This is a genomic window from Streptomyces narbonensis (assembly GCF_014649015.1).
Classification (GTDB): domain Bacteria; phylum Actinomycetota; class Actinomycetes; order Streptomycetales; family Streptomycetaceae; genus Streptomyces; species Streptomyces narbonensis.
In genome coordinates, this window is record NZ_BMSF01000018.1 from 67164 (window position 1) to 90447 (window position 23284).

The 23284-nt window shown below is 73.4% G+C and carries 23 protein-coding genes and 1 pseudogene; 17 read left to right on the forward strand and 7 right to left on the reverse strand.

Annotated features, from left to right (window positions below; genetic code table 11):
- Positions 1-21: 21 nt before the first annotated feature.
- Positions 22-1380, forward strand: coding sequence for a phosphoglucosamine mutase (gene glmM, locus IE124_RS28435; protein ID WP_189511779.1), 1359 nt, complete (start codon positions 22-24; stop codon positions 1378-1380).
- Positions 1381-1465: 85 nt separating this feature from the next.
- Here the strand turns inward: glmM and IE124_RS28440 are convergent, their stop codons facing one another.
- Complete coding sequence (locus IE124_RS28440; RefSeq protein ID WP_189511781.1) at positions 1466-2425, reverse strand: DUF389 domain-containing protein; 960 nt, start codon at positions 2423-2425, stop codon at positions 1466-1468.
- An 18-nt stretch (positions 2426-2443) separates the two neighbouring features.
- Positions 2444-3493, reverse strand: a complete 1050-nt coding sequence (gene coaA / locus IE124_RS28445) for a type I pantothenate kinase (protein ID WP_189511783.1) — start codon at positions 3491-3493, stop codon at positions 2444-2446.
- Positions 3494-3636: 143 nt separating this feature from the next.
- Here coaA and IE124_RS28450 point away from each other — a divergent pair, with 143 nt between their 5' ends.
- From IE124_RS28450 to IE124_RS28460, 3 genes are all read left to right on the forward strand, one after another.
- Entirely contained in the window at positions 3637-4407 is a 771-nt protein-coding gene (locus IE124_RS28450) for a hypothetical protein (protein ID WP_189511785.1), read from the forward strand.
- An 85-nt stretch (positions 4408-4492) separates the two neighbouring features.
- The gene (gene glmS, locus IE124_RS28455; protein WP_189511787.1) at positions 4493-6340 is read left to right on the forward strand and encodes a glutamine--fructose-6-phosphate transaminase (isomerizing); all 1848 of its coding nucleotides are present in this window, start codon (positions 4493-4495) and stop codon (positions 6338-6340) included.
- 7 nt (positions 6341-6347) lie between these two features.
- The gene (locus tag IE124_RS28460; RefSeq protein ID WP_189511789.1) at positions 6348-6716 is read left to right on the forward strand and encodes a holo-ACP synthase; all 369 of its coding nucleotides are present in this window, start codon (positions 6348-6350) and stop codon (positions 6714-6716) included.
- A 119-nt stretch (positions 6717-6835) separates the two neighbouring features.
- Here IE124_RS28460 and IE124_RS28465 read toward each other — a convergent pair whose 3' ends face one another.
- Both IE124_RS28465 and IE124_RS28470 read right to left on the reverse strand, forming a co-directional pair.
- Positions 6836-8365: a YncE family protein gene (locus IE124_RS28465; protein WP_189511791.1), complete on the reverse strand. Its 1530-nt coding sequence runs from the start codon at positions 8363-8365 to the stop codon at positions 6836-6838.
- Between the two features lie 2 nt (positions 8366-8367).
- Entirely contained in the window at positions 8368-8961 is a 594-nt protein-coding gene (locus IE124_RS28470; RefSeq protein WP_189511793.1) for a hypothetical protein, read from the reverse strand.
- Between the two features lie 119 nt (positions 8962-9080).
- Between IE124_RS28470 and IE124_RS28475 the strand changes: the two genes are divergently transcribed.
- From IE124_RS28475 to IE124_RS28500, 6 genes are all read left to right on the forward strand, one after another.
- On the forward strand, positions 9081-10550 hold the full coding sequence (locus tag IE124_RS28475; RefSeq protein ID WP_189511795.1) for an NAD(P)H-hydrate dehydratase: 1470 nt from the start codon (positions 9081-9083) through the stop codon (positions 10548-10550).
- A 259-nt stretch (positions 10551-10809) separates the two neighbouring features.
- The gene (locus IE124_RS28480; RefSeq protein WP_189511904.1) at positions 10810-11691 is read left to right on the forward strand and encodes a L,D-transpeptidase family protein; all 882 of its coding nucleotides are present in this window, start codon (positions 10810-10812) and stop codon (positions 11689-11691) included.
- Positions 11692-11711: 20 nt separating this feature from the next.
- Complete coding sequence (gene alr, locus IE124_RS28485) at positions 11712-12860, forward strand: alanine racemase (RefSeq protein WP_189511797.1); 1149 nt, start codon at positions 11712-11714, stop codon at positions 12858-12860.
- A gap of 19 nt (positions 12861-12879) precedes the next feature.
- The gene (locus IE124_RS28490) at positions 12880-14127 is read left to right on the forward strand and encodes an alpha/beta fold hydrolase (RefSeq protein ID WP_189511799.1); all 1248 of its coding nucleotides are present in this window, start codon (positions 12880-12882) and stop codon (positions 14125-14127) included.
- Positions 14128-14137: 10 nt separating this feature from the next.
- Positions 14138-14638, forward strand: a complete 501-nt coding sequence (tsaE, locus tag IE124_RS28495) for a tRNA (adenosine(37)-N6)-threonylcarbamoyltransferase complex ATPase subunit type 1 TsaE (protein WP_024756661.1) — start codon at positions 14138-14140, stop codon at positions 14636-14638.
- A 148-nt stretch (positions 14639-14786) separates the two neighbouring features.
- On the forward strand, positions 14787-15014 hold the full coding sequence (locus tag IE124_RS28500; RefSeq protein ID WP_189511911.1) for a hypothetical protein: 228 nt from the start codon (positions 14787-14789) through the stop codon (positions 15012-15014).
- A 124-nt stretch (positions 15015-15138) separates the two neighbouring features.
- On the opposite strand, the gene IE124_RS28505 is transcribed toward IE124_RS28500, so the two are convergent.
- Positions 15139-15681, reverse strand: coding sequence for a hypothetical protein (locus tag IE124_RS28505; protein WP_189511906.1), 543 nt, complete (start codon positions 15679-15681; stop codon positions 15139-15141).
- A 160-nt stretch (positions 15682-15841) separates the two neighbouring features.
- Here IE124_RS28505 and tsaB point away from each other — a divergent pair, with 160 nt between their 5' ends.
- The 7 genes and pseudogenes from tsaB to IE124_RS28540 all read left to right on the forward strand — a co-directional run bounded on the left by tsaB (position 15842) and on the right by IE124_RS28540 (position 21092).
- Positions 15842-16498 carry a tRNA (adenosine(37)-N6)-threonylcarbamoyltransferase complex dimerization subunit type 1 TsaB gene (tsaB, locus tag IE124_RS28510; protein WP_189511801.1) on the forward strand — a complete coding sequence of 219 codons (657 nt, stop codon included), beginning with the start codon at positions 15842-15844 and terminating at the stop codon, positions 16496-16498.
- A 23-nt stretch (positions 16499-16521) separates the two neighbouring features.
- Positions 16522-16992 (forward strand): ribosomal protein S18-alanine N-acetyltransferase, encoded by a 471-nt coding sequence (gene rimI, locus IE124_RS28515; RefSeq protein WP_189511909.1) that lies wholly within the window; start codon positions 16522-16524, stop codon positions 16990-16992.
- On the forward strand, positions 16982-18109 hold the full coding sequence (gene tsaD, locus IE124_RS28520; RefSeq protein ID WP_189511803.1) for a tRNA (adenosine(37)-N6)-threonylcarbamoyltransferase complex transferase subunit TsaD: 1128 nt from the start codon (positions 16982-16984) through the stop codon (positions 18107-18109). The genes rimI and tsaD overlap by 11 nt, the downstream gene beginning before the upstream one ends.
- On the forward strand, positions 18106-18360 hold the full coding sequence (locus IE124_RS28525) for a hypothetical protein (protein ID WP_189511806.1): 255 nt from the start codon (positions 18106-18108) through the stop codon (positions 18358-18360). The genes tsaD and IE124_RS28525 overlap by 4 nt, the downstream gene beginning before the upstream one ends.
- 69 nt (positions 18361-18429) lie before the next feature.
- A complete protein-coding gene (locus IE124_RS28530) occupies positions 18430-19332 on the forward strand; it encodes a polysaccharide deacetylase family protein (protein ID WP_189511808.1) in 903 nt (300 codons plus the stop codon).
- 116 nt (positions 19333-19448) lie between these two features.
- A complete protein-coding gene (locus tag IE124_RS28535) occupies positions 19449-19814 on the forward strand; it encodes a YciI family protein (protein WP_189511810.1) in 366 nt (121 codons plus the stop codon).
- Between the two features lie 61 nt (positions 19815-19875).
- Positions 19876-21092 (forward strand): annotated as a pseudogene (locus IE124_RS28540) (RNA polymerase sigma factor).
- Here IE124_RS28540 and IE124_RS28545 read toward each other — a convergent pair.
- Entirely contained in the window at positions 21086-22591 is a 1506-nt protein-coding gene (locus IE124_RS28545) for a PQQ-like beta-propeller repeat protein (RefSeq protein WP_189511812.1), read from the reverse strand. The pseudogene IE124_RS28540 and the gene IE124_RS28545 sit on opposite strands and share 7 nt — an antisense overlap.
- The gene (locus IE124_RS28550; protein WP_189511814.1) at positions 22584-23234 is read right to left on the reverse strand and encodes a hypothetical protein; all 651 of its coding nucleotides are present in this window, start codon (positions 23232-23234) and stop codon (positions 22584-22586) included. The genes IE124_RS28545 and IE124_RS28550 overlap by 8 nt, the downstream gene beginning before the upstream one ends.
- Positions 23235-23284 lie beyond the last annotated feature (50 nt).

The window sequence follows — 23284 nt, forward strand, 5'->3', positions numbered from 1 at the left end:
CGTATTTCTCGGAGGACAGCTGTGGGACGACTCTTCGGCACGGACGGCGTACGCGGCGTCGCCAACGCGGACCTGACGGCGGAGCTCGCGCTCGGCCTCTCGGTCGCGGCGGCGCACGTGCTGGCCGAAGCGGGCACCTTCGAGGGACACCGGCCGACCGCCGTGGTCGGACGGGACCCGCGCGCGTCGGGAGAGTTCCTGGAAGCGGCGGTCGTCGCCGGTCTCGCCAGCGCCGGTGTCGACGTCCTGCGCGTCGGCGTCCTTCCGACCCCCGCCGTGGCCCACCTCACCGGCGTCCTCGGCGCCGACCTCGGCGTGATGCTCTCCGCCAGCCACAACGCGATGCCCGACAACGGCATCAAGTTCTTCGCCCGCGGCGGCCACAAGCTCGCCGACGACCTCGAGGACAAGATCGAGGCCGTGTACGAGGAGCACCGCACCGGCGCTCCCTGGGCGCGCCCGACCGGTGCCGGCGTCGGCCGGGTCCGCGACTACGACGAGGGCTTCGAGACCTACGTCTCCCACCTCCTCGCCGTCCTCCCCAACCGGCTCGACGGTCTCAAGGTCGTCCTCGACGAGGCCCACGGCGCCGCCGCCCACGTCTCGCCCGAGGCCTTCGCCCGGGCCGGTGCCCAGGTCGTCACCATCGGCGCCGAGCCGGACGGCCTCAACATCAACGACGGCTGCGGCTCGACCCACCTGGGGCTGCTCCGCGCCGCCGTCGTCGAGCACGGCGCCGACCTCGGCATCGCGCACGACGGCGACGCCGACCGCTGCCTCGCCGTGGACGCCGCGGGCAACGAGGTCGACGGCGACCAGATCCTCGCCGTCCTCTCCCTCGCCATGCGCGAGGCCGGGACGCTGCGCGGTGACACGGTCGTCGCGACCGTCATGTCCAACCTGGGCTTCAAGCTCGCCATGGAGCGCGAGGGCCTGAACCTCGTCCAGACCGCGGTCGGCGACCGCTACGTCCTGGAGTCCATGAAGGAGAACGGCTACGCGCTCGGCGGCGAGCAGTCCGGGCACGTCATCGTGCTCGACCACGCCACCACCGGTGACGGCACCCTCACCGGCCTGATGCTCGCCGCCCGGGTCGCCGCCACCGGCAAGTCCCTCGCGGACCTCGCCGGCGTGATGGAGCGCCTGCCGCAGATCCTCATCAACGTCAAGGACGTCGACAAGTCGCGGGTGAACACCTCCGGCGAGCTCGCCGCCGCCGTCACCGAGGCCGAGCGCGAGCTGGGCTCCACCGGCCGCGTGCTGCTGCGCTCCTCCGGCACCGAGCCGCTGGTCCGCGTCATGGTCGAGGCCGCGGACATCGAGCAGGCCCGTGCCGTCGCGCAGCGCCTCGCGGATGTCGTGAAGTCCGCGCTGGGCTAGGCTTTCTGAAGCACCGTCATGCAGAGGATGGGCCCCGCCGCACCCGTTGGGAGCGGTTGGGCCCTTCTCGTTCTCTCCCGGGCCCTCAGGGCTTCGGGGCCGCTGGTGTGTCGCGCCGCCAGCGGCCGCGCTGGGTGCGCCACAGCAACTTCTGGCCGTACAGGGTCAGCACGCCGGCCAGCATGATGCCGAAGAGGTTGAGCAGCAGCTGCTCGATCGAGCCCCACATCTGGCCGATCTCGCCGTAGCTGAGCGCCACCGCCGCGTTCGCGCCGGCCGGGACCGTCGTCACCGAGATCGCCACGCCCACCAGGGCACCCGACTTCGAGGACGTGAGGGAGAGCGTGCCGGCCACGCCCGCGAGCAGCGCCACGACGAAGGAGAACGGGTCCGGCTGCCAGATGAAGCTGGTGTTGGGGCGGTCCGCGTCCAGCTGCTCCCTGCTGAACAGGTCCAGCGCGTCCATCCCCAGACTGAAGACCGTGGTGGCCGCGATCGCCGCCGCGAAGCCAACGAGCAGGGCGGTCAGCGAGCGCCCCGCCAGCTTCGGGGCGCGCTGCACCACCGCCGTACAGACTCCGGCCAGCGGGCCGAACTCCGGGCCGACCGCCATCGCGCCCACGATCAGGATCGCGTTGTCGAGGACGACACCGCAGGCGGCGATCATCGTCGCAAGGATCATGAACGCGCTGTACGTGATCGAGAGCGTCGACTCCTCGTGCGTCGCGCCCGTCAGCTGCTCCCAGATGACCGCGTCCGCGGGCTCGCCCGGGGCCTCCTCCTCGGCGGCTTCGGCGCGCCGGGAGAGCGAGAGGTCGATGTTCTCGACGGCGATCGAGCCGTCCTGATCGATCTTCAGCTCGCGCAGCCCGCCGATGAGTTCGTCGCCGGCCTCGCGGGCCACGTCGCACATGACGACGTCGCCGGCCGGGTCACGGGCCGCACCCGGCAGCACCACCAGGTGCGTGGTGCCCACCGTCGACGTGATCAGTTCGACGGCGGCCGCGGTACGCCCGGGCGGGACGATCATCCGGAGGTGCAGCATGGGGAGAGCTTACGGACGTCAGAGCTTGCGGAGGCTCAGCCTCTGCACCTTGTGGTCCTGGCCCTTGCGGACCACGAGCGTCGCCCGGCCGCGCGTCGGGGCCACGTTCTCCAGCAGGTTCACCTTGTTGATGGTCCGCCACATGGTGCGGGCGTAGTCCAGGGCCTCCTCCTCGGAGACCCGGGTGTACCGCTGGAAGTAGGAGTCGGGGTCCTGGAACGCGGTGTCGCGCAGCTTGCGGAAGCGGTTGAGGTACCAGCGCTCGATGTCCTCCGGCCGCGCGTCCACGTACACCGAGAAGTCGAAGTAGTCGGCGAGACCGACGCGGGTGCGGCCGTCCTTGCCGGGCAGGGCCGGCTGGAGGACGTTCAGCCCCTCCACGATGAGGATGTCGGGACGCCGGACGACGAGCCGCTCGCCGGGCACGCGGTCGTAGATCAGGTGCGAGTAGACCGGGGCCGTGACCTCCTCCTTGCCCGCCTTGACGTCCGCGACGAACCGGGTGAGCGCCCGCCGGTCGTACGACTCGGGGAAGCCCTTGCGGGCCATGAGGCCGCGCGCCTTCAGCTCCTCCATCGGGTAGAGGAAGGCATCCGTGGTCACCAGCTCCACGCGCGGGTGCTCCGGCCAGCGGGCCAGGAGGGCCTGGAGGAGCCGGGAGACCGTCGACTTGCCGACGGCGACGGATCCGGCGACCCCTATGACGAAGGGCGTGCCGCGCTGCTCCGCGCTCTCGCCGAGGAAGGTGTTGAGGGCGCCACGGAGGCCGCTGGTGGCCTGCACGTAGAGGTTGAGCAGCCGGGAGAGCGGGAGGTAGACGTCCCGTACCTCGTCGAGGTCGATGACGTCGCCGAGGCCGCGGAGCCGCTCGACCTCGTCGGCGGTGAGGGGGAGGGGCGTCTTGTCGCGGAGGTCGCTCCACTCGGCGCGGGTGAAGTCGACGTACGGGGTCGGCTCGGACGGGCGGCGGGTGCCGGTTCCGTTCCGGGGGGTCCCGTGCCCGGGGAACTGCCCGGGGCCGTCTCCGGGGCCGTCTCCGTTGGCGCTTCGTGGCGGCGAAGTGATCACCCAGCCATTGTCGTGGGTCCGGGGCCTCCGTGGACCGTGGGGTCGGTCACGCGACAAAAGCCTTTGTCCCGCCGTCGGGGGAGGGCGATCATGCTCATGCCGCACACGTAGAGCACGCGAAGAGAAGCAGAGAGACACCACACATGCGTACGTCCAAGAGAAGCGCCGCCGTCGCCGTCACCGCAGTCTCCCTCGCGCTGCTCGTCACCGCCTGCGGTGGCGGGGAGAAGAGCGGCGACGGCGACCAGGGCAAGGACGCCGGCAAGGGAGCTCCCAGCGCCTCCGCCACGAGCGCGCCCCCGGCCGAGGCGCTGTCCGCCGCCGCGCTGGAGAAGCTGATCGTCGCGCAGGCCGACCTGCCCGGCCACCAGGTGCAGAAGGCGAAGGCCGGGGAGATCCCCCTGGCCGCCGCGGTCTCCACCGACAAGCCGTCCTGCAAGCCGCTCGCCGACGTCATGTCGTACGTCGCCCCCGGAAAGCCGGGCGCCACCGCGACCCGCAAGGCCATCGAGGTGCCGAAGGCCGAGGGCGCGACGGGCTCGCCGGAGGACGCCCTGGGCGCGCTGGCGGCGCCCGTGACGGGGGTGACCCTCGGCTCGTACGACGGGCAGGGCGCCCAGGAGGCCTTCGCCTCGCTGAAGAAGGCCGGCGCCGACTGCGCGGGCGGCTTCACGCTGATCGGCGGCGGCGAGCGGACGAAGATCTCCGCGGTCGCGCCGGAGACGGTGACCGCGGGCGAGGAGGCGCTCGCCTGGACGATCACCACCGACCTGGACGGCAAGCCGTTCGTCACCAAGGCGGTCGTCTTCCGTCAGGGCGGCACCCTGGCCTCGTTCTCCACGCTCAGCTTCGGCGGCACGGTCAAGGCCCTGCCGAAGGCCATCGTCGACGCGCAGGCCGCCAAGCTCGGCTGATCGCGGGTTCGGCGGCTGCCGACGCGCAGCCGCCGAACCCGGCCGACTCCTCCCTTCCCGGCACCTTCACCCCTAGGCTTCCGACATGTGCGGAATCGTGGGATACGCCGGCGGGCAGTCGGCACTTGATGTGGTGGTCGCGGGCCTGAAGCGGCTCGAATACCGGGGCTACGACTCGGCCGGTGTCGCGGTGCTCTCCGACGGGGGACTCGCCGCGGCCAAGAAGGCGGGCAAGCTCGTCAACCTGGAGAAGGAGCTCGTGAACCGGCCGCTGGCCGGCGGCTCCGTGGGCATCGGACACACCCGCTGGGCCACCCACGGCGGGCCGACCGACGTCAACGCCCATCCCCATCTCGACAACGCCGGGCGCGTCGCCGTCGTCCACAACGGCATCATCGAGAACTTCGCCGCCCTCAGGGAGGAGCTGGCCGACCGCGGCCACGACCTCGCCTCCGAGACCGACACCGAGGTCGTCGCCCACCTCCTCGCCGAGGAGTTCTCCTCCGCCGGAGACCTGGCGGAGGCCATGCGGCTCGTCTGCCGCCGGCTCGACGGCGCCTTCACCCTGGTCGCCGTCCACGCCGACCAGCCCGACGTCGTCGTCGGCGCCCGCCGGAACTCCCCGCTCGTCGTCGGCGTCGGCGAGGGCGAGAACTTCCTCGCCTCCGACGTGTCCGCCTTCATCGCCCACACCCGCTCGGCGATCGAACTCGGCCAGGACCAGGTCGTCGAGCTCACCCGGGACGGCGTCACCGTCACCGACTTCGACGGGGCCCCCGCCGACGTCCGCGCCTACCACGTCGACTGGGACGCCTCCGCCGCCGAGAAGGGCGGCTACGACTACTTCATGCTCAAGGAGATCGCCGAGCAGCCCAAGGCCGTCGCCGACACCCTCCTCGGGCGGATCGACGGCTCCGGACGGCTCACCCTCGACGAGGTGCGCATCCCCGACGCCGTACTGCGCGAGGCCGACAAGGTCGTCATCATCGCCTGCGGCACCGCCTTCCACGCCGGGCTCATCGCCAAGTACGCCATCGAGCACTGGACCCGCATCCCCTGCGAGGTCGAGCTCGCCAGCGAGTTCCGCTACCGGGACCCCATCCTCGGCCAGAAGACCCTGGTCATCGCCATCTCGCAGTCCGGCGAGACCATGGACACGCTGATGGCCCTGCGGCACGCCCGGGAGCAGGGCGCCAAGGTGCTCGCCGTGTGCAACACGAACGGGTCGACGATCCCCCGCGAGTCCGACGCCGTGCTGTACACCCACGCCGGGCCCGAGGTCGCCGTCGCGTCGACCAAGGCCTTCCTGACGCAGCTCGTCGCCTGCTACCTCCTCGCGCTCTACCTCGGGCAGGTGCGCGGCACCAAGTGGGGCGACGAGATCCACGCCGTCGTGCGCGAGCTGGCGAGGATCGGCGACGAGGTCGAGCGGGTCCTGGAGACGATGGAGCCCGTCCGGGCCCTCGCCCGCTCCCTCGCCCACAAGGACACCGTCCTCTTCCTCGGCCGGCACGTCGGCTACCCGGTGGCCCTGGAGGGCGCGCTGAAGCTCAAGGAGCTCGCGTACATGCACGCCGAGGGCTTCGCCGCCGGAGAGCTCAAGCACGGGCCGATCGCCCTCATCGAGGAGGACCTGCCGGTCGTCGTCGTGGTGCCCTCGCCCAAGGCCCGGTCCGTCCTCCACGACAAGATCGTCTCCAACATCCAGGAGATCAGGGCGCGCGGTGCGCGGACCATCGTGATCGCCGAGGAGGGCGACGAGGCGGTCGTCCCGTACGCCGACCACCTCATCCGGATCCCGGCGACGCCTACGCTGCTCCAGCCGCTGGTCTCCACGGTGCCGCTCCAGGTCTTCGCCTGCGAGCTCGCCACCGCGCGGGGCAACGAGGTCGACCAGCCGCGCAACCTGGCCAAGTCGGTGACCGTGGAGTGAGTGGGAAATGATCATTGGGGTGGGGATCGACGTGGCGGAGATCGACCGCTTCGCCGCGTCGATCGAGCGCACACCGGGGCTGCTCAAGCGCCTCTTCGTCGAGAGCGAGCTGCTGCTCCCGAGCGGCGAGCGGCGCGGGGTCGCCTCGCTCGCGGTGCGGTTCGCCGCGAAGGAGGCCCTCGCGAAGGCGCTCGGCGCGCCGGGCGGCCTGCTCTGGACGGACGCCGAGGTGTACGTCGAGGGGACCGGGCAGCCGCGGCTGCGGGTGCGCGGGACGGTGGCGGCGCGCGCGGCGGAGCTGGGCGTGAAGCACTGGCACGTCTCGCTGAGCCATGACGCGGGAGTGGCCTCGGCGGTGGTGATCGCGGAGGGGTGAGGTGCGCGCCGTGAGGCGCTCGTACGGACCAGGGGCCCGGCCGCCGGAAGACGGTCGGGCCCCTGGCCGTGTGCGCACGGCTGCCAGGGCCGGCGGCGGGTTGCGTGTGCCGTGCGCGTCTAGGGGGTGTCCTGTCGGGCCGCTCGGCGGCGGTTCAGGACCAGGGCCGCGCCGCCGAGGGCGGTGAGTCCCGCGGCGGTGAGGGCGACGGGGAGGGTACGGCTGCCGGTGGCGGCGAGGCCGCCGGTGGGGGCGGGGCCACCGGAGGAGGCGGGCTGGTCGGGGGTACGGGGGTTGGCGCCGCCGGCAGTGGTGGTGCCGGTGGTGTCGGTGGCCCCCGTGGTGCCGGTGGTGCCAGTGGTGCCTTCGCTTCCGGTGGTCTCTCCCGTGACGGGCTCCGGGGAGGTCGAGTCCGTCGGCGTCGGTTCGGCGGGCGGGGCGGTCGGCGTCGGGGAGGTGGGGGACGTGGGTGTGGAGGTGGGGGAGGGCGTGGGGGGTTCGGGAGTGTCCGTCGGCTCCTGGGTGGGGGGATCGGTCGGTTCGGTCGTCGGTTCGGTCGTCGGTTCTGTCGCGGTCGCCGTGGGGGTGGGGTTCGTCGGGGTCGGGGTCGGAGTCGGGGTCGGGGTCGGTTCCGGGGGTGCCTTCCGTACCGTCTGTGTGACCGCTCCGCCCGCCACCGTGTAGAGCGTGTGCTCCTGCGGGTCCAGGGCGAGTGCGGCGGGCCGTTCGCCCGTCGTGATCGTCTCCGTCACCTCGCCCTTCGCCGGGTCGACGACCGCCACGGACGAGGCGCCGGTCCGTGCCGCGTAGAGGGTCGACGTCCCCGGGTCGTACGCGAGGGCCTTCGGGTTGCCGTCGACGGTGAGCGTGCCGGTGACCTTCTGTTCCCGCAGTTCGACGACGGAGACCGTGCCGGCGGCGAGGTTGGCCACGTACCCCGTGCGGCCCACCGGGTCGACCGTGACGCCCATGCTGCCGAGGGCGGTGGAGCCCAGGCTGACCGTGCCCGTGAGGCGGCCTGTCGTGCCGTCCACCGCGTTGAGGACGTTGCGGTAGACCACGGAGCCGTTCTCGACGGCGCCGCCGACGTAGGTCGCGTATCCCGTGTGGTGGGTGGTGTCGACGGCGAGGCCGGCCGGGTGGAAGGGGAGGACGGCGGGCTCGCCGACGGGTGCGCCGGTGGCCGTGTCGTACACCGTCACCGACTTGGCGGCCTGGTTGCCGACGTACAGCCGTCCCTGCCCCGGGTCGGCGGCGAGGTGGCTGACGCTGCCGTCGATCGTGATGCGGTGGTCGGTGAGGGTGCCGCTCGCGGTGTCGTAGGCGGCGATACGGGTGGAGAGGCCGAGGTAGAGCGTGCCGGAGGCGCCGAGGGCCATCACCGTGGCCGGTGCCGGGAGGGCGACGGGCTCGCCGACGGGGTCACCGGTGGTCGTGGAGTAGGTCGTGAGGCGGTGGGCCGTGCCGTCGCTGCTGCTCACGTAGAGGCGGTCGGCGGCCGGGTCGACCTCGGCGTCGAGGGCGCTGCCGGAGGGCGGGGTGAGGGTGCGGAGGGTCTCGTGGAGTGGCGGTGGCGGTGACGTCGGCGGCGTCGCCGCCGTGCTCGTGAGCGCGAGCACGGCGGCGGCCGTCAGGAGGGGTGCTCTCACTCTCACTGGAAGGTCACCGGGACGTACACGTCGTACTTCCGGTCGGAGCTGTCGAAGTGGTCCGCGCGGGTGACGATCGCGCAGGTCACGCCCGACGTGCCGCAGGTGACGGTGTCGGAGAGCTTCGCCTTGACGTGGATCTGGACGGAGAAGGAGCCGAGGCCGCCGGACTCCGTGAACGGGGAGGAGTTGGACGGGGACATCCAGTACCAGTCGCTGTTCACCCAGTGGGAGGCGCCGGTCGTGCCGGTCTCGTCCTGGCCGCCGAGGCAGGGGGTGGGCTTGCTGTTCCAGGTGGCCGGGTCGGAGGTGTTCACCCCCGCGGGTATCGCGCAGAGGCTCACGTAGACGCCCTGGTCGGGGTTGTAGCCGGAGCCGGTGACGGTGACGTTGGCGCCCGTGGCGGGGGCGGTGTTCGGGGCGGTGAGGGAGAGGTCGTAGGTGCGGGTGCCGTCGGTGACCGTGCGGTTCGCGGTGGCGGCGGAGGCGGTGGAGGCGAGGCCGACGGTGAGGGCGGCGGCGGAGGCGAGGGTGAGGGCGGTGCGGGCGAGGGTGCGGGTGTTGTGGGTGGTGCGGTTGCGGGGGCTGGTGCGCATGGCGAAGCTGCCTTTCCAGGCGGTGGCTAGTTAGGTAAGGCAAACCTAAGTTGATCGATGAGGGGGCGTCAACCCTCGCCCCCGGGCGGCGGCTTGAGGACTGCGGCAGACTGCTGACCATGCGTACCGCTCATCGTGTGGAGACCGTCCGGGCCGCCGAGGCCGCACTCCAGGCCCGCCTCCCGGAAGGCGCCCTCATGCAGCGCGCCGCCGCCGGACTTGCCGCCGCCTGCGCGGGCTTGCTGCCGCGGGTGTACGGGGCGAGGGTCGTGCTGCTCGTCGGCAGCGGCGACAACGGCGGCGACGCTCTCCACGCAGGGGCCCGGCTCGCCCGGCGGGGCGCCGGCGTCACGGCCGTACTGCTCGGGGGCCGGGCCCATGAGGGCGGGCTCGCGGCCTTCCGGGCGGCGGGCGGGCGGACCCCCGACGACCCCTTCGAGGCGCTCGCCGCCGCCGACCTCGTCCTCGACGGCATCACCGGTATCGGCGGGCGGGGCGGGCTCCGGCCCGACGCCGTCCCGATCGCCCGGGCCGCGCGCGGCTCGAACGCCGTCGTCGTCGCCGTCGACCTGCCGAGCGGCGTCGACGCCGACACGGGCGAGGTGACGGGGGAGGCGCTGCGCGCCGACGTGACGGTGACCTTCGGGACGTACAAGCCGGCGCTGCTCGTCGACCCTGCGCGGGAGTACGCGGGGGCGCTGCGGTTCGTCGGCATCGGGATCGACCCCCACCTCCCCGGGGTGCCGGAGCTGGAGGCACTCCAGCACGAGGACGTCGCGCGGCTGCTGCCCGTGCCGGGGGCCGAGAGCGACAAGTACCGGCGCGGGGTCCTCGGCGTCGTCGCCGGCTCCGCCCGCTACCCGGGCGCGGCGGTCCTCGCGGTGTCCGGGGCGCTGCGGGGCGGGGCGGGGGCCGTGCGGTACGTCGGGCCCGCCGGGGACGCGGTGCTCGCGCGGCACCCCGAGACCCTCGTGCACTCCGGGCGGCCCGAGAAGGCCGGGCGCGTCCAGGCCTGGGTCGTCGGGCCCGGGCTCGGCGAGGGGCCCGGGCCCGTCGTCGCGGTCGCCGAGGTCCTCGCCTCCGACGTGCCGGTGCTCGTCGACGCCGACGGCCTGCGGGGACTCGACCCGGCGGTCGTACGGGCCCGCCGCCCCGCCTCGACCCTGCTCACGCCGCACGCTGGGGAGGCGGCGGCGCTGCTGGGCGTCGCCCGGGAGGAGGTGGAGGCGGGGCGGCTCGCGGCGGTACGGGAGCTGGCGGGGCGCTTCGGGGCGACGGTGCTGCTCAAGGGGTCGACGACGCTGGTGTGCGGGCCGGAGGGCGGGCCCGTACGGGTCAACCCGACCGGTACGCCGTGGCTCGCGACGGCCGGGAGCGGGGACGTCCTCTCGGGCCTGGCGGGCTCCCTCCTCGCGGCGGGGCTCCCGGCGGTCGACGCGGCCTCGGCCGCCGCGTACCTGCACGGCCTGGCGGCGCGACGGGCGGCGGCGGGGCGGGGAGCTGCGGTGGGGGCGGGGCCGGTGACGGCGGGAGAGGTGGCGGAGTCCCTGCGGGGGGCTTGGCGGGATGTGGTGGCGCCGACGTCGTAGGTGGGCGGTTCCCTTTCCCCCACCCCGCCCCTTCCCGGAACCCTGCCGGGGGCTGGTGGGCAGCCAGGCCGCTCCCGGGGGCTCCGCCCCCGAACCCCCCCGCCGCGCCCGCTTCGCGGCCCCCTGGCGTGGAGCTCGGCGGCAGCCAGTCGGGCGAACCCGTTGGACCAGGCGTGGGATCCGGCGCGCTGGGAGCGCTCGGCGCGGATTGGGTGGGTGGGTGATCAGTTGCCGAAGAAGCCGTACCGCCGCGCCGTTGCTGCTCGGTCTTGCCGCCGTCCTGGCCCTCGGGCCGACGGTGGCCCTCGCCGATTCGCCCGGGACCGTTCCGTCGGGGTCCGCAGCCGTCGAGCCCGCCCCGCCGCCGTCGCCGGCCGCCGGGCCCGACGATCCCCTCGTGCCCGGGGTGGCCGGGGGCGGGCGGGCCGAGTATCCGATGGACACTCCCGATCAGGTGCTGCCTCCGCTGCAGTCCGAGGACGACGTGCCCGTGCCCGAGCCGGAGGAGGACGTCGACGAGTTGGTCGAGTATCTGCCCCGCAGTGTCGTCGGTGCCGCCTGTACCGCCACCGCCGGGACCCATCAGCGGCAGGTCGAGCGGCTGCTGAAGCTGAGGGTGGACGGCAGGCAGTCGACCGCCGACTGCCAGGCGATCAGGGCCTTCCAGGTGCGGGAGAAGATCAAGCCCGCCAACGGGTACGCCGGGCCCGTCACCTGGGCCCGGGCCGAGCTGCTCGCCGCGCGGAAAGCCCTCGACCCGGGGCGGCGCTGCCCCGTCAAGAAGTACGCCGTCGCCTGCGTCGACCTCGACCGGCAGCTGATGTGGGTGCGGAAGGACAAGAAGATCACCTTCCCGGTGGTCAACATCAGGAGCGGGCGCCCCGGGTACGCGACCCGGACCGGCTGGCACTCCGTCTACTGGCGCCACAAGGACCACTGGTCCTCCATCTACAACACCCCCATGCCCTTCTCCCAGTTCTTCAGCGGCGGCCAGGCCTTCCACGCCGTCTACGGGCAGATCGCCACGCCCACCGGCAGCCGGGGCTGCGTCAATCTCGGCTACGGCAACGCCCGGAAACTCTGGGATGTCCTCCGACAGGGTGACCGGGTCTACATCTGGGGTAAGCGGCCCGGTGGCTGACACCTGAGAGACTGGGCGCGATGACTGAGACACCTCCGCCCCGCAGAGCCCGCGCCGAGATCGACCTCGGTGCGCTGCGTGCGAACGTCCGCACGCTGCGCGCCCGCGTCGCCCCCCACGTCCGGATCATGGCCGTGGTCAAGGCCGACGCGTACGGCCACGGCGCCGTGCGCTGTGCCCGCGCCGCCCTGGACGCGGGCGCGGACTGGCTCGGTACGGCCACCCCGCACGAGGCGCTCGCCCTGCGGGCCGCCGGGATCACCGACGTCCCCGTCATGTGCTGGCTCTGGACCCCGGGCGACCCCTGGGACCAGGGCATCGAGGCCGGTCTCGACATGTCCGTGAGCGGGATGTGGGCGCTGGAGGAGGTCGTCGCGGCCGCCAAGGCGGTCGGGAGGACCGCCCGGATCCAGCTCAAGGCCGACACCGGGCTCGGGCGCAACGGCTGCCAGCCCGCCGACTGGCCCGAGCTGGTCGGCGCCGCCCTCAAGGCCGAGGCCGAGGGGCTCGTGAAGGTGACCGGGCTCTGGTCACACCTCGCCTGCGCCGACGAGCCCCACCACCCCTCCATCGCCGCGCAGCTCGACGTCTTCCGTTCGATGCTCGCCCACGCGGAGGAGGCGGGCGTCCGTCCCGAGGTCCGGCACATCGCGAACTCGCCGGCCACCCTCACCCTGCCCGAGGCCCACTTCGACCTGGTCCGGCCCGGCATCGCCATGTACGGCGTCTCGCCCAGCCCCGAGCTCGGCACCTCCGCCGAGCTGGGGCTCCGGCCCGTCATGTCGCTGAAGGCGAGCGTCGCCCTGGTCAAGCACGTACCGGCCGGGCACGGCGTCAGCTACGGCCACCACTACGTCACCGGCGAGGAGACCACCCTCGGTCTCGTCCCCCTCGGGTACGCCGACGGCGTCCCCCGGCACGCCTCCGGCCGCGGTCCCGTCCTCGTCGGCGACACCGTCCGGACGGTCGCCGGGCGCGTCGCCATGGACCAGTTCGTCGTCGACCTCCGCGGGGACGACATCGAGCCGGGCTCCGAGGCCGTGCTCTTCGGTCCCGGCGACCGGGGCGAGCCGACCGCCGAGGACTGGGCGGTGGCCGCCGACACCATCGCGTACGAGATCGTCACCCGGATCGGCGCGCGCGTCCCGCGCGTCTACCTGGGCGAGTAACCGACCGAGGGGGCACGGCGTGGGCGAGTCCAGCGGCACCACCAACTGGCGGCGGGCCGGCTTCGCCGGGGCCGCGATAGGCGTCCTCGCCGCCGGAGCCGCCGCCGGCGTCGCCGTCGAGCGGCTCACCGTCGGCCGCTCCGTGCGGCAGAAGGCCCGGCTCGCCCTGGACGCCACCGGGCCCTACGGCAGCCTCCGCGGCGCCTCCGGCCGCGCGCTCGCCGACGACTCGACCGTTCTTCATTACGAGGTCGACGAGGTCGACGAGGTCGACGAGGTCGACGAGGCCGACGAGGCCGAGGTGGCCGGCGGCGTGGGCGGTGGTGCACCCGCCGGCTCCGACGGGCGTCTGCGGCGGCTTTTCGGGCGTAAGCGGCCCGCCCCCTGCACCGTCGTCTTCAGCCACGGCTACTGCCTCAGCCAGGACTCCTGGCACTTCCAGCGCGCCGCGCTCCGCGGCCTCGTCCGTACCGTCCACTGGGACCAGCGCAGCCACGGCCGCTCCGGCCACGGCGTCGCCCAGTCCGGGCCCGACGCGGTGCCCGTCTCCATCGAGCAGCTCGGCCGCGACCTCAAGGCCGTCCTCGATGCCGCCGCACCCGAGGGCCCGCTCGTCCTGGTCGGGCACTCGATGGGCGGCATGACGGTGATGGCGCTCGCCGAGCAGTACCCGGAGTTCGTGCGCGACCGGGTCGTGGGCGTCGCCCTCGTCGGCACCTCCGCGGGGAAGCTGGGCGAGGTGTCGTACGGGCTGCCGCTCGCCGGCGTCAACGCCGTCCGGCGGGTCCTGCCGGGGGTCCTCCGGGCGCTCGGTTCGCAGGCGGAGCTGGTCGAGCGGGGGCGGCGGGCGACCGCCGACCTGTTCGCGGGGCTGATCAAGAAGTACTCGTTCTCCTCGAAGGACGTGGACCCGGCGGTCGCCCGCTTCGCGGAGCGGATGATCGAGGCGACCCCGATCGACGTGGTGGCGGAGTTCTACCCGGCCTTCGCCGAGCACGACAAGGCCGCCGCCCTCGCCGCCTTCGCGGAGCTGCCGGTGCTCGCGCTCGCCGGGGACAACGACCTCGTCACCCCCAGCTCGCACACCGAGGCCATCGCCGGTCTCCTCCCGGACGCGGAGCTGGTCATCGTCCCGGACGGCGGCCACCTGGTGATGCTGGAGCACCCCGAGGCCGTCACCGACCGCCTCGCCGACCTGCTCGTCCGGGCCGGTGTCGTCCTCGGACAGGGCCCCGCGACGGTGAGGACCGACGCCCGCAAGAGTTAGGTTGACGGGTATGGAAGCAGCGCACCCGCCCGTCTCCGGCGCCACCCTCGCCATCGACTCCCCCGAGCAGATGGGGGACCTCGGCCGCCGGCTCGCGAAACTCCTCCGCCCCGGCGACCTCGTCATGCTCACCGGCGAGCTCGGCGCCGGGAAGACCACCCTGACCCGCGGCCTCGGCGAGGGCCTGGGCGTGCGGGGCGCCGTCACCTCCCCGACCTTCGTCATCGCCCGCGTCCACCCGTCCCTGGTCGGCGGCCCGGCCCTGGTCCACGTCGACGCGTACCGCCTGGGCGGTGGTCTCGACGAGATGGAGGACCTCGACCTGGACGTCTCGCTGCCCGAGTCCGTGGTGGTCGTGGAGTGGGGTGACGGCAAGGTCGAGGAGTTGACCGACGACCGGCTGCACGTCCTCATCCACCGCGTCACCGGCGACACCGACGACGACCGGCGCACGGTCGTGCTGCGCGGGATCGGTTCGCGCTGGGCCGACGAGGACCTCGACCTCGGCTGAGGAAGCGCGGCGGTGCCCGGCGGCGGCGCGTACGTCTGATCGTAGGAGCTTCCGACAACGTGTCGGGAAGATATTGCGTGGGTCGTACGTGCCGTGGTGACATGGATGCACGAGCTGGTTAGGTGTACCTAACCTACGGGAGGCATGCATGGCCACGCCACAGCGCGCGGAAGCGGGAGTGGAAGCGGCACACGGCCGGAACCACGTACCGATGGGTGAGCTCCTGGCGTCCTGCGCCGCCGCGCGCGCCCTGTCCACCCCGCCGCGCCGCCCCGGCCCCGGTGCCGAGGAGCAGGGGCAGAGACAAGGGCAGAGGCAGCAGCAGACGCAGGATGAAGTCGTCGAGGCCGTCCTGCGGCGGGGTGCCGCCGCCTAGGGGGGTGTCTGGCCGATGGCGGTTCGGACCGGTCCGTAGCCGTCCGTAGTGACTCGTAGCCGTCCGCAGTGGTTCGTAGCCGTTGCTGTCCGACAGCGGTCCGGAGGGGGCCGTCGTCGGGTGGTCAGGCGACGACGACGACCTTCGCGCCGATCGACGCGAACGTCCACAGCGCGTCCCCGTCCGCCCTCTTCATGCGGATGCCGCCGGTCTTCTTCGACGGGTCCGGCTTCGGCGTCGAGCCGTCCACCGCCGCGCTGAAGCCGATCACCACGTCCTGGTTCGTCGCGAACCGCACCACGTGCTCGATCCGCACCCCGTCCGAGCCGGTGACCGAGCCCGAGCGGGACGTCACCGTGTAGGAGCCCGGCAGCGGGTCCACCGTGCTCGGCATCACCGAGAACGCCCGGTCGGCCTTGCCCTTGGCGTTCACCAGCCACACCTTGCGGTCGGCGAGCGCGTACACGACCCGCTCGCCGCTGCCGGAGGCCGCCGGGACCGCCAGCGGGTCCTTCGACGGCTGCTTCGGGCCGCCGCTCGGGGAGACGGAGGGGACGGCCGTCCCCGGCTTCGTCGGCTTCGCCGACACATCGGCGGGGGCGTTGGCCGAAGCCTGGTACGCGAGGACGCCGACCGCGACGACGGCCGCCGCGGTGAGCCCGGCCACGAATCCCGAGCTGCTCCTTGCCACCGTGCCCACCTCTCGTACGAACGTATCGAAGGGTGACGGTAGCAGCCGGTGCCCCCGCGGGCCGGGCGCCGTGCCCGTGGGCGCCCGCCCGCGGCTCCCGGGGCGCCGCCCGTCCCAGGAGCCGTAGGCTGTTCGCGTGCTGCTGCTCGCCTTGGATACCGCCACCCCCGCCGTCACCGTCGCCCTCCACGACGGCGAGACCGTCCTCGCCTCGTCGAGCCAGGTCGACGCCCGCCGCCACGGGGAGCTGCTGCTGCCCGCCGTCGACCGGGTCCTCAAGGAGGCCGGTCTGGCCCTCGACGCGGTCACCGGCGTCGTCGTCGGCGTCGGCCCCGGCCCGTACACCGGCCTGCGCGTCGGTCTCGTCACGGCGGCGGCCTTCTCGTCCGCGCTCGGCGTGCCCGTGCACGGCCTGTGCACCCTCGACGGCCTCGCGTACGCCTCCGGGATCGACGAGCCCTTCGCCGTCGCGACGGACGCGCGCCGCAAGGAGGTCTACTGGGCGCGGTACGAGGACCACCGGACCCGGGTGACCGACGCGGCCGTCGACCGGCCCGCCGAGATCGCCGGGCGCCTCGCGGGCCTGCCCGTCGTCGGCGCGGGCGCCCGTCTCTACCCCGAGGCCTTCCCCGACGCCCGTGACCCCGAGCACCAGTCGGCCGCGGCGCTCGCCGCGCTCGCGGCCGAGAAGCTCGCGGCCGGCGGCGAGGGCTTCCTCGACCCGCTGCCGCTGTACCTGCGCCGCCCCGACGCGCAGGTGCCCAAGAACTACAAGGTGGTCACGCCCAAGTGACCGGCGGCGTGGAACTGCGCGAGATGCGCTGGTGGGACATCGCCCCGGTGCTGTCCCTCGAGGACGAGCTGTTCCCCGAGGACGCCTGGTCGGCCGGGATGTTCTGGTCGGAGCTCGCGCACGCGCGCGGGCCCCGGGCCACCCGCCGCTACATCGTGGCGGAGGACGGCGAGGGGAAGCTCGTCGGGTACGCGGGACTCGCCGCGGCCGGCGGACTCGGGGACGTACAGACGATCGCCGTCTCCCGCGACCAATGGGGTACGGGCCTCGGCGCCCGGCTCCTCACCGACCTGCTCCACCACGCCACCGCCTTCGAGTGCGACGAGGTCCTCCTCGAAGTGCGCGTGGACAACACCCGGGCCCAGAAGCTCTACGAGCGCTTCGGCTTCGAGCCCATCGGTTTCCGGCGCGGCTACTACCAGCCCGGAAACGTGGACGCGCTCGTGATGCGACTGACCGTTCAAGGAACTGAGACTGATTCTGATGGCTGCTGACGAACCCCTCGTACTCGGCATCGAGACCTCCTGCGACGAGACCGGAGTCGGCATCGTCCACGGCACCACGCTCCTCGCCGACGCCGTCGCCTCCAGCGTCGACACCCACGCCCGCTTCGGCGGTGTCGTGCCCGAGATCGCCTCCCGCGCGCACCTGGAGGCGATGGTCCCGACGATCGAGCGCGCCCTGAAGACGGCCGGGATCTCCGCGAAGGACCTCGACGGCATCGCCGTCACTGCCGGGCCCGGTCTGGCGGGCGCGCTGCTCGTCGGCGTCTCGGCCGCCAAGGCCTACGCCTACGCCCTCGGCAAGCCGCTGTACGGCGTCAACCACCTGGCCTCGCACATCTGCGTCGACCAGCTGGAGCACGGCAAGCTGCCCGAGCCGACGATGGCCCTGCTGGTCTCCGGCGGGCACTCGTCGCTGCTGCTCTCCTCCGACATCACCTCCGACGTGCGGCCGATGGGCGCCACGATCGACGACGCGGCCGGCGAGGCCTTCGACAAGATCGCCCGCGTCCTCGACCTCGGCTTCCCCGGCGGACCGGTCATCGACCGGCTCGCCAAGGAGGGCGACCCGAAGGCGATCGCCTTCCCGCGCGGGCTCAGCGGCTCGCGGGATCCCGCGTACGACTTCTCCTTCTCCGGTCTCAAGACCGCCGTGGCCCGCTGGATCGAGGCGAAGCGGGCGGCCGGCGAGGACGTGCCCGTCCGGGACGTGGCCGCGTCCTTCCAGGAGGCCGTCGTGGACGTGCTCACCCGCAAGGCCGTCCGGGCCTGCAAGGACGAGGGCGTCGACCACCTGATGATCGGCGGCGGCGTCGCCGCCAACTCGCGGCTGCGGGCCCTCGCGCAGGAGCGCTGCGAGCGGGCCGGCATCCGGCTGCGCGTGCCGCGCCCGGGCCTGTGCACGGACAACGGCGCGATGGTCGCGGCGCTCGGTGCCGAGATGGTCGCCCGCAACCGGCCGGCCTCGGACCTGGAGCTGTCGGCGGACTCGTCCCTGCCGGTGACGGACCCGCACGTGCCCGGCGCGCAGGGCCACGGCCACGCGCACGGCCACTCCCACGACCACGATCACGTGCACGAGGTCAGCAAGGAGAACCTGTACTCGTGAGGCTCACCCTCATGTGGGAGGCGCGGGCCGCCCAGGGGCGGGGCGCCGAGCTCCTGGAGTGGGCCAGGGCCCAGGTCCTGGCCCATGAGCCGCTGCGCCGGGAGATCTTCCGCGCCCCGCAGGACCGGGTCCTGGTCCTCACCTGGTGGGAGGCGGGGGCCTTCGACGCCGAGCTGCCCGAGCTGCCCGAACCGGACGCGGAGCTGATCACCCGTCCGGTCCACCGCTGGCGCTTCGAACCGGTCGAATAATCGATCGAAAGAGGGACACCAGGTCGAAAGTAGAGCAACCTTTCGACCGGATCGGGCATCCCACAGCGCGTGAAGAAGACGATCGCGCTGTGGGCGGCCCTGACCGCCGTCGCCCTCCTGGTGACCGGCTGCTCGGCGGAGGAACCCGGTGACGCTCCCGCCCCGGCGGCTCCCAGGGCTTCCCAGGACGCCGGGGGCGCGGGGAAGGCCGGGGAAGCGGGGCAGGCCGGGGATGCAGGGCAGGCCGGGGAGGCCGGGCACAAGGCGCCCGGAGTGCCCGGGGGCGCCGCGGCCGCCGCGTACCGGAAATGGGGCCTCAAGCCCTTCGCGGCCCCGCCCGCGCCGCCGGCCGTCAAGCCGGTCGTCCGCGCCGCCGGCGGCCCCGTACCCGTCATCAGCGACATCCCCACCAACGAGAAGATCGTCTTCATCACGATCGACGACGGGGCCGAGAAGGACCCCGAGTTCGTGCGGATGATGAAGGACCTCGAGGTCCCGGTGACGATGTTCCTCACCGACTCGGCGATCCGCGGGGACTACCGCTACTTCGCCCCGCTCGCCGCCCAGGGCCACGGCGTCGCCAACCACACACTCACCCACCCCAACCTCCGCACCCTCTCCCGGGAGGCCCAGCGCCGGGAGATCTGCGGCCAGCAGACCAGGCTGGCGAAGGAGTACGGCACGCCCCCGCGGCTCTTCCGCCCGCCGTACGGCAACTGGAACGAGGACACCCGCGCCGCGGCCGGCACCTGCGGGGTGGACGCGATCGTGCTCTGGCGCGAGTCCATGCAGATCAAGAACATGCAGTACCAGCGCGGGGACAGGAAGCTGCACCCCGGCGACATCATCCTGGCCCACTTCCGGGGCCCGTCCGAGCTCAAGGGCCGGACGATGACCGAGATGACCGCCACGATGCTGCGCAGGATCCAGGAGCAGGGCTTCACCGTCGCCCGTCTGGAGGACTACGTGTAGGCGCCCGGGGACCGTCGGGAAGATTCTTCGGCGCGGTGTCGATGCGGGGCCGGGCCGTTCGACGTATGTGTGGAAGGCGGGGAACGGCCCCGCCACCGCACCACCGAGGAGTCGTCATGCCCCGCTTCCTGTCCCTCGTCCGCATCGAGGAGAACACGATCGACATGGAGAGCGCCGACCCCGGCTTCGAGCAGCGGATGGGTGCGCTCTTCGAGGAGATCACCAAGGCCGGCGCCATGGTGGACACCGCCGGACTCCGGCCGACCGCCGAGGCCACCCGGATCACCTGGTCGGACGGTCAGCTGTCGTACACCGACGGGCCGTTCACCGAGACCAAGGAGGTCGTCGGCGGCTACGCGATGCTCCAGTGCAAGGACATGGCCGAGGCCGTCGAGTGGGGTCGGCGCTTCCTGGCCGTCCACCCGCCGCAGTGGAAGGTCGGACTGGAGGTCCGCGAGGTCGAGGAGATGCCGGAGGGCTGACCCTCGCTGTGCTTTCCTACGGGATGTGACGGTGGAGAGCACGCTTGAGACGGTCTTCCGGATGGAGTCGGCGCGGATCATCGCCACGGTGGCGCGGATCGTCAGGGACGTCGGCATCGCCGAGGAGATCGCCCAGGACGCGCTCGTCTCCGCCCTCGAACAGTGGCCGCGGTCAGGGGTCCCGGACCGTCCGGGCGCCTGGCTGACGGCCGCGGCGAAGCACCGCGCCGTCGACCTCGTGCGGCGGCGCGAGACGTACGCGCGCAAGCTCGCCGAGGTCGGCCGGACGCTCGACGAGGCGTCGTACGACCCCGAGCCGTCCGGTCCCGGCGACATCGACGACGACGTCCTCCGGCTCGTCTTCACCGCCTGCCATCCGGTGCTCTCCGCCGACGCCCGCGCGGCGCTCACCCTGCGGCTCGTCGGCGGGCTCCGGACCGACGAGATCGCGCGTGCCTTCCTCGTCCCGGAGGCGACGGTCGCGGCCCGGATCACCCGCGCCAAGCGGTCGCTGGCTAAGGCGGGCGTGGAGTTCGAGGTGCCCTACGGGGCGGCGCGGGCCGCCCGGCTCGGCTCCGTCCTGGAGGTCGTCTACCTGATCTTCAACGAGGGGTACGCGGCCACCGCGGGCGACGACCTGCTGCGGCCCGCGCTGTGCGAGGACGCGCTGCGGCTCGCCCGGGTGCTCGAAGGGCTGATGGCCGGGGAGGGCGAGGTCCACGGCCTGGCGGCCCTGCTGGAGCTCCAGGCCTCCCGCTTCGCGACCCGGACCGGGCCCGACGGGCAGCCGGTGCTCCTCGCCGACCAGAACAGGAGCCGCTGGAACCGCCTGCTGATGCGGCGCGGGTTCGCCGCCCTGGAGCGCGCCGGCGACGGGCGGACCTACGGCCCGTACGCCCTCCAGGCCGCCGTCGCCGCCTGCCACGCGCGGGCGGTGACCTACGAGGAGCGGACTGGCGGACCATCGCCGCCCTGTACGGGCGGCTCGCGGCCGTCGCGCCCTCCCCGGTGGTCGAGCTGAACCGCGCGGTCGCCGTCTCGATGGCCGACGGCCCGGAGGCCGGTCTCGCGCTCGTCGACGCCCTGGCCGACGGGTCCGCCCTGGCGGGCTACCACCTGCTGCCGAGCGTGCGCGGCGACCTGCTGGCCCGGCTGGGGCGGACGGCGGAGGCCCGGGCCGAGTTCGAGCGGGCGGCCTCGCTCACCCGGAACGCGCGCGAGCGGGAGCTGCTCCTCGGGCGGGCGCGCCGGGCGGACGGCGGGCCGGGCGCTCAGTAGCGCAGGATCCGGCCGGCGGCGGTGCCGACGAGGACAGTGCCGTCGGGGGCCGCGTGCACCGAGAGCGGACCGTGCGGGGGCAGGAGCCGCCGGTCGAGGACGGTGCCGTCGGCGGCGTCGACCGAGAGCAGCGTGCCGTCGGTGCAGAGGGAGTGCAGGACGCCGGCGTGCGCGTCGAGGTCGACCACCGTGACGGACCCGGGCCCGTCCTCGGGCCCCAGGGGCAGGGTCCAGACGACGTTCCCGGCGGGGAAGGCCCGGCGGACCAGCTCCGTCCGGCCGTGCAGGAGCGCGGGACCGCCGTCGTCGGAGACGTACACCGCACGGCCGAGCGGGCGGTCGACCCAGAAGGGTTCCAGCGGGAAGAGCGTCGTCTCGGCGCCGGTGCGGGGATCGAGCGCGATCACGTCCCGGCGGCGCCGGCCGTACAGCAGCTCGGGGCAGCGGCGGGCGTCGACCGGGACGAGGTCGTACCGGTCCGGCTCGTGGACCGTGACGAGCGGGGTGCCGTCGGCGGCGAAGATCCGGGTGTTGGGGGCGGGATCCTCCTTCTCGCTGCTGCGGTCGTACGTGTCCCTGATCGCCCACACCCCGTCCGTACGGGCCGAGAGCGCCGCAGCGAAGGGCACCGACGGGTCGTCGAGGACCGTGCCGTCGGAGAGGTCGACGCGAGGGAAGCCGGTGCGAGTACGGGAGTCGGGGCCGGGAACCGTGACGCGGGCCGTCCGCTCGTCGGCCGAGACCTCGATCCGGCGGCCGCCGGCCGCCGACGGCGCGGGCACGCTCCACAGCAGCGTCCCGTCGGGGGCCCAGCACTCGAGCGCGGTGTCCTTCCGGGTGGCGAGCACCCGGCCGTCCCTCAGCCCCGCCACGGCCCGGACCCCGCCCCTGCCCTCGTAGCTCCGGCCGGCCCGCTCGGCGAGCGCCTGGAGGAGCTGCGGCGCGGGATCCCGGTCGGCGGGGTACGGGAGAGGGGCGTCCAGGTCGACCGGCTGCTTCCGGAGGGCCGGCAGGTCGAGGGCGTCGGGGGCGAGGCCGAGCCATTCCTCGCGGGCCACGACGGCCCCGGACCGCTCGAACTCCGCCCCGTCGTGCATGGCGCAGAAGGTGAGTTCGAGGGAGATCGGGGCCGTCCAGCGGACCAGCTCGACACCCCATTGGGGATCGGCGAAGTCCACGCGGTGGCCGCTTGAGGGGTCGAGGAGGACGAGGAGTCCCTCGCGCATGTACGCGTCGCTGTTGTCGAAGCCGATCGCGAGGAGCGGGAGCTCGGGGTGGAAGGCCATCGTGTCCGTCTCCATGGCCACCGTCAGGACGTGCGCGCAGGAGAGGTCGGCGGCGCGGTAGACCGCCACCCGGCTCAGATCCGACAGCACCGAACTGACCGCGATCCACTGACCGTCGGCGCTGACGGCGGCGTCGGTGGCGAGCCCGAACAGTTCGGGGAAGGGTTCCTCGTGGAAGACCGCACGGGGGGTGGCCGTCGGCTGCTCAGGCATGGTGCTCCGTCATGTGGGTGAACGTGACGCGGGTGAGGACCGCCAGGGTCTCCGGCGTCGCCTGTGGCGCGAGGACCCGGAAGGACGCGGCGAAGGCCGCCGACTCCGCGCAGAGCGTGCGCGCCTCCAGGGCCTGGTTGAGGCGGGGCATCACCTCGTAGGAGCAGTACGGGTGCTCGGCCTCGACGAACGCCCGCAGGCTCTCCTCGTACGAGGTGTACTCGCCGTCGTACGCCCAGCCGTCCAGCGACAGCAGCAGCGGGAAGCGCGCCCGCACCTCCCACGCGGCGAGCGGCACCTCCTCGTACGTGGCGTCCTTCTGGCGGTCCGCGAGCCGCAGCAGCGTCGCGAGGCCGGTCATGAACGCGGGCACGCCCTGCGCTCCGGCGGCTGCCCGCCAGGTCCTGCGGTCCGCCTCCGGGCAGGTGTCGAGGAACTCCTCGCTGAAGACGGTCGACAGGTAGTCCAGCTGGGAGGCGAGGTGCTGCGGGGTGTGCCGCCAGGCGGGGTCCCAGTACTCCGTCCGCGTGACGCGGTCGAAGCGCAGGACCTCCCACTCCAGCGGATCGGGTCCGCCGGCGGCCAGTCCGACGAGGTGAGCGATCGGACCGGTGGTGAACATGCCCTCCGGATGCAGCGCCATGGCGCTCCGCCCCCCCAGGTCTGGATCCTTCCGTCTACGGAACTCTAGCC

Coding starts and splice junctions, on each gene's coding strand:
- IE124_RS28535 (WP_189511810.1), top strand. CDS start 19,449: ATGCCCCGCTTCCTGTCCCTCGTCCGCATCGAGGAGAACACGATCGAC.
- tsaE (WP_024756661.1), top strand. CDS start 14,138: ATGGAAGCAGCGCACCCGCCCGTCTCCGGCGCCACCCTCGCCATCGAC.
- IE124_RS28545 (WP_189511812.1), bottom strand. CDS start 22,591: ATGCCTGAGCAGCCGACGGCCACCCCCCGTGCGGTCTTCCACGAGGAA.
- IE124_RS28450 (WP_189511785.1), top strand. CDS start 3,637: ATGCGTACGTCCAAGAGAAGCGCCGCCGTCGCCGTCACCGCAGTCTCC.
- IE124_RS28475 (WP_189511795.1), top strand. CDS start 9,081: ATGCGTACCGCTCATCGTGTGGAGACCGTCCGGGCCGCCGAGGCCGCA.
- glmS (WP_189511787.1), top strand. CDS start 4,493: ATGTGCGGAATCGTGGGATACGCCGGCGGGCAGTCGGCACTTGATGTG.
- IE124_RS28460 (WP_189511789.1), top strand. CDS start 6,348: ATGATCATTGGGGTGGGGATCGACGTGGCGGAGATCGACCGCTTCGCC.
- IE124_RS28440 (WP_189511781.1), bottom strand. CDS start 2,425: ATGCTGCACCTCCGGATGATCGTCCCGCCCGGGCGTACCGCGGCCGCC.
- IE124_RS28550 (WP_189511814.1), bottom strand. CDS start 23,234: ATGGCGCTGCATCCGGAGGGCATGTTCACCACCGGTCCGATCGCTCAC.
- IE124_RS28470 (WP_189511793.1), bottom strand. CDS start 8,961: ATGCGCACCAGCCCCCGCAACCGCACCACCCACAACACCCGCACCCTC.
- rimI (WP_189511909.1), top strand. CDS start 16,522: ATGCGCTGGTGGGACATCGCCCCGGTGCTGTCCCTCGAGGACGAGCTG.
- tsaD (WP_189511803.1), top strand. CDS start 16,982: ATGGCTGCTGACGAACCCCTCGTACTCGGCATCGAGACCTCCTGCGAC.
- alr (WP_189511797.1), top strand. CDS start 11,712: ATGACTGAGACACCTCCGCCCCGCAGAGCCCGCGCCGAGATCGACCTC.
- IE124_RS28500 (WP_189511911.1), top strand. CDS start 14,787: ATGGCCACGCCACAGCGCGCGGAAGCGGGAGTGGAAGCGGCACACGGC.